The sequence below is a fragment of the Verrucomicrobiota bacterium genome (assembly GCA_016871535.1).
In the GTDB taxonomy this organism is placed as follows: Bacteria; Verrucomicrobiota; Verrucomicrobiia; order Limisphaerales; family SIBE01; genus VHCZ01.
Map to the genome: position 1 here is coordinate 24,014 of VHCZ01000041.1, position 10,420 is coordinate 34,433.

10 protein-coding genes are annotated in these 10,420 nt (G+C 60.4%); 6 read left to right on the forward strand and 4 right to left on the reverse strand.

Translation table 11 applies throughout. The features are described 5' to 3' along the window. Genes FJ398_07950 through def form a run of 3 tightly spaced genes read left to right on the forward strand, consistent with a single transcriptional unit; the run spans position 1 to position 2,677 of the window. Positions 1–939 (forward strand): ParB/RepB/Spo0J family partition protein, encoded by a 939-nt coding sequence (locus FJ398_07950; protein MBM3837884.1) that lies wholly within the window; start codon positions 1–3, stop codon positions 937–939. Between the two features lie 15 nt (positions 940–954). Further along, positions 955–2,079, forward strand: a complete 1,125-nt coding sequence (locus tag FJ398_07955) for a hypothetical protein (protein ID MBM3837885.1) — start codon at positions 955–957, stop codon at positions 2,077–2,079. Positions 2,080–2,086: 7 nt separating this feature from the next. Next, a complete protein-coding gene (gene def, locus FJ398_07960) occupies positions 2,087–2,677 on the forward strand; it encodes a peptide deformylase (protein MBM3837886.1) in 591 nt (196 codons plus the stop codon). 88 nt (positions 2,678–2,765) lie between these two features. Here def and FJ398_07965 read toward each other — a convergent pair whose 3' ends face one another. The 3 genes from FJ398_07965 to FJ398_07975 all read right to left on the reverse strand — a co-directional run bounded on the left by FJ398_07965 (position 2,766) and on the right by FJ398_07975 (position 6,064). Further along, on the reverse strand, positions 2,766–3,281 hold the full coding sequence (locus tag FJ398_07965; GenBank protein MBM3837887.1) for a hypothetical protein: 516 nt from the start codon (positions 3,279–3,281) through the stop codon (positions 2,766–2,768). 139 nt (positions 3,282–3,420) lie between these two features. Then, positions 3,421–5,109, reverse strand: a complete 1,689-nt coding sequence (xseA, locus tag FJ398_07970) for an exodeoxyribonuclease VII large subunit (protein ID MBM3837888.1) — start codon at positions 5,107–5,109, stop codon at positions 3,421–3,423. Positions 5,110–5,275: 166 nt separating this feature from the next. Next, on the reverse strand, positions 5,276–6,064 hold the full coding sequence (locus tag FJ398_07975) for a TIGR00282 family metallophosphoesterase (GenBank protein MBM3837889.1): 789 nt from the start codon (positions 6,062–6,064) through the stop codon (positions 5,276–5,278). 212 nt (positions 6,065–6,276) lie between these two features. Here FJ398_07975 and FJ398_07980 point away from each other — a divergent pair, with 212 nt between their 5' ends. The 3 genes from FJ398_07980 to FJ398_07990 all read left to right on the forward strand — a co-directional run bounded on the left by FJ398_07980 (position 6,277) and on the right by FJ398_07990 (position 8,806). Continuing rightward, the gene (locus FJ398_07980; protein MBM3837890.1) at positions 6,277–7,188 is read left to right on the forward strand and encodes a VCBS repeat-containing protein; all 912 of its coding nucleotides are present in this window, start codon (positions 6,277–6,279) and stop codon (positions 7,186–7,188) included. A 206-nt stretch (positions 7,189–7,394) separates the two neighbouring features. Beyond that, positions 7,395–8,429: a DUF3500 domain-containing protein gene (locus FJ398_07985; protein MBM3837891.1), complete on the forward strand. Its 1,035-nt coding sequence runs from the start codon at positions 7,395–7,397 to the stop codon at positions 8,427–8,429. A gap of 56 nt (positions 8,430–8,485) precedes the next feature. Further along, positions 8,486–8,806 (forward strand): heavy metal-binding domain-containing protein, encoded by a 321-nt coding sequence (locus FJ398_07990; protein ID MBM3837892.1) that lies wholly within the window; start codon positions 8,486–8,488, stop codon positions 8,804–8,806. Positions 8,807–8,854: 48 nt separating this feature from the next. Here the strand turns inward: FJ398_07990 and FJ398_07995 are convergent, their stop codons facing one another. After that, positions 8,855–10,189, reverse strand: a complete 1,335-nt coding sequence (locus FJ398_07995; protein MBM3837893.1) for a DegT/DnrJ/EryC1/StrS family aminotransferase — start codon at positions 10,187–10,189, stop codon at positions 8,855–8,857. Positions 10,190–10,420 lie beyond the last annotated feature (231 nt).

Consider the following 10,420-nt stretch of genomic DNA (forward strand, 5'->3'; position numbering starts at 1 on the left):
ATGGCAAAACCGGCGTTAGGTCGAGGTCTCGGCGCGCTTTTGGGCGGAGCGCCTCTCGCCCCGAAAGCGCCGGCTCCGCTTCCCCTGCTCTCGGCCCCGCCAGCCGCACCCGACGAGCCTGCGGACGACACGCCGGAACGCATCCAACGCGTCGCCCTGCCCCGCATTCATCCTTGCCCGCTCCAGCCGCGCAAAGATTTTCCCGAAGCCGCCTTGCGCGAACTGGCAGACTCCATTCGCGAGCAAGGCATCGTGCAGCCGCTCATTGTGCGGCCGCGCGGCGACGGTTTCGAGTTGATCGCCGGGGAACGCCGCTGGCGCGCCGCCCAAATGCTCGGTTTGAGCGAAGTCCCGGTGATTGTTCGGGAGGCGGACGACCGGGCGGTGCTGGAGCTGGCGTTGATCGAGAATCTTCAGCGGGAAAATCTGAACCCGCTCGAAGAAGCGCTCGGTTACGCCCAACTCGTCGATCAGTTCCAACTCACGCAAGAAACCGTGGCGGCGAAAGTCGGGAAAAGCCGCGCGGTCGTGGCCAATGCGCTGCGGCTGCTCAAGCTGCCGCCCGAAATCCAGAACTACGTTCGCGATGGCCGCCTGTCCGTTGGCCACGCCAAAGTAGTGCTCGGCCTCAATCGCGCCGAGGAACAATCGCTCGCCGCCGACCGCATCATTCGCCAGGGGTTGAACGTGCGGCAGACCGAAGATTTGGTCGCGCGGCTTCAAAACCGCAACACTGCCGTCAGCGGCAAGACCGGTGGAAAAACCCCGATGCCTTTGCAGGATGCCCACATGATGGATCTGGAGACGCGGCTCCAGCAGCGTTTCGGCACCAAGGTCGTGGTGCGCTATCGACAAGGCAAGGGCGCCATCGAGATTCGCTTTTTCACCGACGACGACCTGGAACGCGTCCTGGAAATCGTCGGCGTGAAATTGGATTGAGGATTCCGATTCACTATGACTCCACCCGAATTGCGCGAGAAATGCGCTCAGCAACTCACGGCGGCGGCGGGCCGCGCGCCGCAATTATCCGTCTTCGCGGGGCTGGACGGCTTCGTCGATGAAATCGTCCACGTGGTGGACAAGCGCGACAGCGCCGAGTCGTATCAACGCATTCCGTCCATCAGCCACCTGGCCGACCGCGTCAAGGCCGCGGCCGGCAAGAGCACGAACATCGAATTGGTCAACCAACGCACCAAACTCGGCGGCAACGGGCCGATTCTTTCCAACGCGCTGGCGAGCTTTGGATTGAAGGTGATTTACGTGGGCGCGCTCGGTTACCCGACGATTCATCCGGTGTTCAGCAGTTTCTGCAAACAAGCCGAGGTCTATTCGATTGCCGAGCCGGGCCACACGGACGCGCTGGAGTTCGAGGACGGCAAGCTGATGCTCACGAAAAGCATTCAACTTAAGGAAGTGAACTGGGCCAACATCCAGGAGCGGTTTGGCCGCGACCGGTTCCGTCAATATTTCACGAACGCGGACCTCGTGGCATTTGTGAACTGGACGATGATCCCGTACATGACCGATCTTTGGGAAGCGCTGCAACGCGAGCTGTGCCCGACGTTGCGCGGCCGCCGGCGCTTGATGTTCTTCGATCTGGCGGACCCGGAGAAGCGGCTCGTGAACGACATTGCCCGCGCACTGGAGTTCGTGGGGCGGTTTCAGGAATACTTTGACGTCATCCTCGGCTTGAACGAGAAGGAATCCTTCGAGTTGATGAAAGTGCTCGGGATCAAACCCAAAGCGGCCACCCCCGAAGGCTTGTCCGAGCTGGCCCGCGAGATCGTCCGCATGCTGGAAATCAACACGCTGGTGATTCATCCGACGCGCTATGCGCTGGCCGCGACCAAAGACAGCGTCCACGTGGTCGATGGGCCATATATCTCGAAGCCGCTGATCACGACGGGCGCGGGTGATCATTTCAACTCGGGTTTTTGCCTGGGCCGGTTGCTCGGATTGGACAACGAACTCAGCGTCCTGACGGGCGTGACGACGAGCGGTTTTTATGTCCGGACCGCCAAGAGTCCCTCGATTCCGGAACTCGCCGAAATGCTCCACCGCTGGCCGACGACGAATTGACTTGGAGATGATTCTTCCCGTTTTGAAATACGGTCACCCGATTTTGCGCCAGAAGGGCGCGCGCATCGACGAAATCACGGCGGAGATGCGCCACCTCATCAGCGACATGAAAGAGACGATGCACGCCGCGAAAGGCATCGGCCTCGCCGCCCAGCAAGTTGGGAAGGCCCTGCAACTGGCGGTCGTGGATGTGCGCGCGGTCACGGATCGGCCCTCGACGTTGCACCTGAGCGGCCAACCGGCGGAGGTCGCGGATTTCATGCCCGTGATTCTCATCAATCCTCAGGTGACACCCGTCGCGGAGCCGGTGGCGGGTCCGGAGGGCTGCCTGAGTTTTCCGGAGATTTATGCCGAGATCAGCCGTCCCGAATCGGTTGAAGTCACGGCGACCAACGAGAAGGGAAAAAAGTTCACGTTCCGTTGCGGTGGATTGCTCGCCCGCGCCATCCAACACGAGGTGGATCACCTGAACGGCATTCTCTTCATTGACCGGATGAGCACTGAGATAAGACAGGAACTGAAACCGGAGCTGGATGAGCTTCAAACCAGCACGAAAGAGGCGCTCAAGAAAAAGATCAAGACTTGTAACCCCCTATGAAACACATGGACCTCCCCACACAATTCTCCAGACGGAAATTCTTCGGACTCACGGGCAGCGCGGTGGCTGCTTTTTCTCTCGTGCCTCGTCATGTCTTGGGGGGCGCAAGATTCGTGGCGCCGAGCAACAAGGTTAACATTGCCATTGTCGGCGCCGGCGGGCAGGGCCGGACCAACACGCGCGCGCTGTTCCAAGAGGCATCCTCCAGCCGCAAATGGCGCCCCATGCGCATGACCAGTCCGTCATACCATTGCTCCGCCGTGAGGTTCAGGCCGATGGCCGTCAGATCCAGCGCGATGACATGGATTCCCGCCTCACGCAATTTGACGGCGGTGCGGACCATCAAACTGGACTTGCCCATCTGGCGGGAAGTCAAGACGTAGCAGAATTCTCCGATCCGCAGTGCCTCCAACAAATCCCGATCCGCACGCCGTTCCACGTAACAGAGGGCGCCCGCGCCCAGAGTGCCGCCGGTCACATAGAATGTGGCCTCTGGATTGCCCATGCCTTTGTGGCTCGTCTCGGATGGTCGAGAGAAAGTCCAAGCCGTGAGTGAGACTTCAAGGCCGCTGTTGCTGTCCTGGCAATCGACCTTCCGCATCATCCAACGAGTGGAAAAACGCAGTCAAGGCGAATTCCGACGAATCCTAACTAACCAACACGGACGGTCGGTGCATCCCTGATTACCACGACTGTGACACTTGCGAATGGTTCAGGCGCAGGCGCGGCATTTATTCCCGATCTCAGGACGGACCCTCGACGACGCTGCTGATCTCGCCCGCCTTGAGCCGGGTCCGCAGCCTCTGGCCCGGACGCACGTCTTGCGCGGCGCGAATGATCTTACCGGAACTGGCGTCCTGGGTGATGGAATAGCCGCGTTCGAGGACGTTATGAGGCGAAAGCAAACGCAGGCGCGCCCCGGCGGTTTGCACGCGGGATTGCAGCGATTCCAATTTGTGACGCGTTTGGTCTCCAAGTTGCGCCTGCAACTGCACCAACAACTCTCGACGGCGCAGTAAAATCATTGCAGGCCGCAGGCGCAGAAATCTCTGGGCCACCGATTGCCAGTGCCCGGACTGCTCTCGAAAACCGAAATGAACGCACCGCAGCAGTGTGCTCTGCAAATCGTCCAGCCGCTGAAATTGCTCTTGAATGCGCCGGCGCGGATGCGCCCGGCTCAGCCGCCCCGCCAGATCTTCCAGCGCTTCGCTGTCCACTTCGATCCTCTTCCGAACGAGATCAAGAAGCCGGGTCGAAGCGCGGGTCACGAACTCACGGCTGGCGAACACTCCTTCCGTGATCAATTCCGCGGCCACACTCGGCGTCGCCGCTCGCATGTCGGCCACAAAATCACTGATCGTAAAATCAATCTCGTGGCCTACGGCCGAGACAACCGGGATCGCCGATTCAAAAATCGCGCGCGCCACGCTTTCCTCGTTGAACGCCCACAAATCCTCCAGGCTGCCGCCGCCGCGCGTGACCAGAATCAGGTCCAGCCTAGCCCCGCCCCCAACCCCTCCAGGACCGATCGCGGATTGCGGATTGCGGATTGCGGAACCAGAACTCCGCACTGCGCATTCTGCATTCCGCAATTGGACAAGTTCTCCTCCTGGGAGGGCTGAAGGAATGGGTTCGTGGGGAGGCAGAAGATCAGAGGGCGTCGGTTCATGGCAAGCTTCCTTGGTCCCAGCACCATGCTTGCGGCCCATGAACTCGTCGCTGGTAGGGCGGTGCTGCTGCGCCGCCGTAGCGACAGAAAACCGGCTGCGCGGCAACGCAGCCCTACCGGGTTCATGGCAGGCCCATTCGTTGAGCAGCCGGATCGCGGCGGCGATTTCCTCAGCGGCGCCGCGGCCTTGCACTCGGCACGGCGCCAGGACCACTTCCAGGGCCGGATTCCTTCGCTCGATCACATGGATCACGTCCCGCAATGCGGCCCCCGTCGGGGAAGTGACGATCCCGATTCGCCGCGGGAAACGGGGCAGCGGGCGTTTGCGTTCGGGGGCAAAGAGACCTTCGGCATTCAGTTTCTGTTTGAGCCTCTCGAACGCGATTTGCAGCGCGCCGACGCCCTGTAATTCCACCTGGGTGACGCGAAGCTGATATTGCCCGCGCGCCTCATAGACGGTGAGGTCGCCGAAGAGCACGACCTTCTGTCCGTCGCTCAGCAGGTTGCGGCTGAAACTGGTGGCTTCGCCGCGGAACAGCACGCAGTTCAGTTGCGCGCCGGCGTCTTTGAGAGAGAAGTAGGCATGGCCGGAGCCTTGCAAGCGCAGATTCGAGATTTCCCCCGTCACCCAAACGGAGCCGATCTCCCGCTCGATCAGCCGTCTGACCGACGCGGTCAGTTCGCTCACGGTGAGGACGCGGCGGGTTGCTTCCATCGGAAATAGCTCGCCAAAGTCCCACTGGGATTTGAGGGGTTTGCTCAAGGTATTCGCTCAATGAAGGCGGGGCGAGGCTCCTGTCGAGCCAATGCCATCCAGGGCAAAGCTCGGGGGGCGTCTCGCTCCACGGTCGTTTGCGGGGGGTTTACTGTTCATGCCACGCTTCGCTTCATTTCAATTTCAAATCTGAAATTGCAGCGAGAGTTTCCCTTCAACTCGATTTCAGCGGGACGGAGACGCGTTCGATGCTCACGGCTTTTCCGGTGTCGGGATCGACCTCCAGGAGCGCGCCTTGCAGCAGAACACGGTTGAAAGCGACTTCAAACCGCTGCGGCTGGCTGGTCAGAAACCGTTTCACAATCGGTTCGATCTCGCGCCCCAGCACGCTCTCGTGCGGGCCGGTGAATCCGGCGTCGCAAAGGAACGCTGTGCCGCCCGGAAAAATCTGCTCGTCCGCCGTCTGCACGTGCGTGTGCGTGCCAATGACGGCGCTGACCTGGCCGTCGAGGAATCGGGCCAGCGCAATCTTCTCCGAGGTCGCCTCCGCGTGAAAATCCACGAGGATGACGCGCGCGTGCTCGCGGAGCCGTTTGACTTCAGCTTGGGCGCACCAGAAAGGGTTTTCCAAGTTCGGCATGAACGTGCGGCCTTGCAGATTCATGACCGCGACGTTGGGAATTCCATCGACCTGAAAGACGGTGCTCCCCTGTCCCACCGTGTTGGGCGGATAGTTGAGTGGACGCAGAAAGCGCGGTTCGTGCACGAGCAGATTGGTCACTTCCTTCTGGTCCCAAAGATGGTCGCCCGTGGTGATGATATCGACTCCGGCTTGAAAAAGTTCCGCGGCGGTTTCGGTCGTGATGCCGGACCCGCCGGCCGAGTTTTCTCCGTTCGCAATGACCACGGCGATCTGGTGCTGCTCGCGAAGCCTCGGAAGGAGGGTTGCCACGGCCCGTCTCCCCGGACGCCCCACCACGTCGCCAATGAAAAGTATCTTCACTGGTGCGAGAGTAAGCGCCGGGTTTCGGCTGGCAAGGAAAGGATTGACCTTCCGCCTGGATTCGCGACAGCATGCCTGCGATGCAAATCCTCAGCGTGGTTGCGTGCATTCCATGAACCGAACGGTAGGGCGAGGCTGTCCCAGCGAGCCGAGTCAGACGTGTTCCAGTCACGTCGAGCGGCTCGCCGGGACGGACTCGCCCTACCAAGTTCATGGGCCGTGAGCAGGGTAATCAGACGAAAGCAGCTTTCCATATGAACTTCACGAGATTCATTTCCTGTGCATTAGCCGGGGCCTGTTTGCTGGTCCCGAATGCCTCCTTGGGCGGCGTGGCCGAGAAATCCGGAATCGGCCCAGCGACGGTGGCCGTTCGAACCACGACCGCCGGCGCGTGGAGCGATTTCAACGGGGACGGCATGAACGACCTCGTCTGGCAAGGCGCGAACGGCTTTCTGGCTTTCTACATTATGAACGGCCCAGCGACTCGCTTCGGTCTCACGCCCTACAAGATCGAGTCCGGATGGGAAATTGGCGGGACGGCGGATTTCAATCGCGACGGCAAGGCGGATATCGTGTTGATGAAGACCGATGGTTCCGTTGCGTTCTGGTTGATGGACGGCACTGAGATTACGCGCGGGATTGTTCCTTACAAAGTGCCGGCAGGCTGGCGAATCGCAGGAACGGGAGATTTCAATGCGGATGGCCAGCCGGACATCCTGTTGACGCACACCGATTCTTCCGTGGCGTTTTGGCTCATGGACGAAACGACCCTTCGCACCGGCGTCGTTCCATTCAAGGTGCCTGGCGGCTGGCAGATCGCCGCCATCGGCGATTTCAATGGAGACGCCCAGAGCGATCTGGTGTTTGTGAGCACGGAAGGATTGGTGGCAGTCTGGTTGATGGATGGGATCAAGTTCGCCGACAGCGTGATTCCTTTCCGCATGCCGGCGGGATGGCAATTGATCGGCGCAGGCGATTTCAATGGCGACCGCAATACGGATTTGGTCATTCAGACCAGCAATCAGCTCTTTGCCTTCTGGTTGATGGAAAAAACCCGATTCAAAGCCGCCGTCGGCCCCTATCAATTGACCGTCGATCCGTGGAGGTTGGTCGGACCGCGATAAGTTACAGGCGATTGGCAATCGGTTGGCTATTGGCTATGGGTGATGGGTAATGCTTCAAGCTGGTGCGGCGAGGCTCCAGCCGAGCCGCTGCCATCGAGGAAGGGCTCAGCCTCGCTCCACCGTCGTTTACGGCGAGGTGTAATGTTTCAGCGTTTCAGCGGCATTTTCCTGTTGCCTTTCTGCTCCGTTGGTTTTGACTTTCGGCCATGACAACACTCCCGTTCCTTCGCACCTCACTCATTTTCGCGCTGGCTTCCATCTTTGTAGTTCGACTGCTCGCGCTTTCGCCCGCCGAGGACCTGGCGGGAGCAGCGAACAATTTCCTCGCCGCGCTCACCGCGGAGCAGCGTGTTAAGGCCACGTTCGACTTCAAATCCGGCGAGCGCGAGAATTGGCACTTCATCCCAAGAGCCAGAAAAGGACTGACCTGGAAGGAGATGAAGCCCGAGCAACAACACCTCGCCCATGCTCTGCTCAGCAGCGCCCTCAGCCAGCGCGGCTACATGAAGGCGACCACCGTCATGAGCCTGGAGCAAGTGCTCAAGGAGTTGGAAGCCGGCAGCGGCACGATGGTTCGTGACGCCGAGCTTTATTATTTCAGTGTCTTCGGCAATCCCAGTGAGAAAGAGGTTTGGGGCTATCGCGTCGAGGGCCATCACCTCTCGCTCAACTTCACCCTTGCGCCGGGAAAACCGGTCGCCGTGACGCCCTCTTTCTACGGCGCAAACCCCGCCGAAATTCGCAGCGGCCCGCGCAAAGGTTTGCGAACGCTCGCCCGGGAAGAAGACCTGGCCCGAAAGCTGGTCGTGTCATTGAGCGAGGAACAAAGGAAGGTCGCGCTCTACACCAACGTGGCTCCCCGGGACATCATCACCTTCACCAACCGGACCTTGAATGTGCTCAAGCCCGAAGGCTTGGCGATGAACAAATTGACCAAAGCGCAGGCGGAGACGCTTTGGGATCTCCTTCAGGAGTACGTCCGCAACTATCGTCCCGAACTGGCGGACAAGGAACTCGAACGCATCCAAAACGCCGGCCTGGAAAAAGTCTATTTTGCCTGGGCCGGCCCGACTGAGCCTGGCAAGGGCCACTACTACCGCATCCAGGGGCCGACCTTCCTCGTGGAATACGACAACACGCAAAACAACGCGAACCATATCCACGCCGTCTGGCGTGATTTGCAGAACGACTTCGGCGACGACGTGTTGAAGCGGCACTACCAGGAGCAGCCGCACAAGTAAGGATCTGCAACTTTCGTTCGAGCTTCCGTGTCTTCACCGGTGAGAACGCTCGACTTATGACAACGACTACCACTCCCAATATCGAAGGGCGCCCGGTCGCTCAATACCTCGGCATCGTCACTGGCGAGGCCATCATCGGCGCGAACATGTTCCGAGATATCTTCGCCAGCATCCGCGACCTGGTCGGTGGACGCTCGGGCTCTTACGAGAAGGTTTTGGCCAGCGCCCGAAAGGTCGCTCTTGGCGAAATGGAAGAGGAGGCCAGATCGCTGAGCGCCGATGCGGTCGTCGGCGTCGATCTCGATTACGAAGTGCTCGGCGCGCAAAACGGCATGCTCATGGTCACGGCCAGCGGCACCGCCGTAAAGCTGAGTTAGACCCGAGTAGCACGGCTGAGCCGGGTGCTGCTTCGCTGTCCGCAGTGCTCAGGCCGCATAGTGGCGGGCTACTTTGCGAATCCCCTCGGCCACCCCCAGAATGAATTCCTCCGTCATGGCCTCATGAATTGTGACACGGATGCCCGTCTGCAAGATCGCTTCGGCCTCCGGGCATTCAACCTTCGTGTAATCCATCGAAGTCAGGCCCGTTTCCCGAAGCGGCCAACGCCCGTTGAAGAATCCGTGCTTGAGAAACACGGGATTGCGATGCAGCGGCACGGGAATGTAACCGGCCGACGCCGGCACGCCTTCAGCCGACAGCGCTTTGACGAACTCGGCGCGGTCGCAGCGGAATGCCGAGGGTGAAAGTCGGAACATGTAAAACCAATACGAACAGCGGTCGCCGGAAGCGACATGATGCGGCCGGATGCCGGCCAACCCGGTGATCTGCGCCGTCAGCAGGTCGCCCAGACGCGCGCGTTGGGCGACGATACCTTCCAGGCGTCCGAGTTGAGCGGCGGCCACGGCGGCTTGCGGTTCGCTCATGCGATAGTTCGTGGCAAAGCACTCAAACAAGCCGCCCTTCTCCCGGTCGAAACCCTTGTCGCCGTATCGTTGCAGAAGCGGGCCAAAGCGCTCGTCGTTTGAGCCGACGATTCCGCCGTCGCCGCACGTGACGTGTTTGGAGTTCTGTAACGAGAAACAAGCGATATGGCCCACCGTGCCGACGGGCTGTCCTTGATATTTCGTTCCCCAGGCCTGGGCACAGTCTTCGATCAGAATCAAGTTGTGCCGGTCTGCGATCGCCTTCAACGCGGTCATGTCGCACGGGTTGCCGGCCAGGTGCACGGCGGTGATAACTTTGGTTCTCGCGGTGATGCGGCGTTCGACATCCCGCGCGTCCAGGTTATAGGTGTTCGCGCCCAAATCCGCGAACACCGGCACGCCTTGCTGGTAAATCACGCCGATGACCGTTCCGATGTCCGTAATCGGCGCCGTGATGACTTCATCGCCCGGCCCGATGCCAGCCGCCGCCACGGCGATGTGCAGCGCCGCCGTTCCAGAGGAACAATTCATGGTGTATTTGAGCGGACAGATTTTGCGAAAGCGCTCAAGCAGGAGCGTGGTCTGAGGCCCCTTCCAATAAAGCAGCGACTCCTGGCCGAGCATCGCGTTGAGCCGTTCCCGTTCCGATTCGCCCCAGCGGATCGGCAAGCGGATCGATTTCTTGACCGCTTTCTCTCCGCCATGCAATGCGAGCTTCGGGAGCGAAGGAGGTTTGGCGGCCTCCTGGACGCTTGGGAGCGCAGCAGCCAAAACCACGCCGGAGGAAGCCGCCAAGAATCCGCGTCGCGAAATAAGATCGAAACTGTTTGAGCTCATAAAAGCATTCAGGCGCTCCCGGACACGGGACACAAGTCTAAAACTTGGAAAGCTTTCTTCCCGCGCACATCTGTCGCCGGTAGGGCGGAGCTGCCGCTCCGCCATCAGAGCGTGTCCGAAAATTGCGCGGGGTCCTGCGGCGAGGGATTTTGGCTGTGGCCAAGGCGGCGAGGTCCGAGCATCCCCAACGCGGGCTGTAAGGACCGAGCCAACGCAGGCCACGGACAAAAG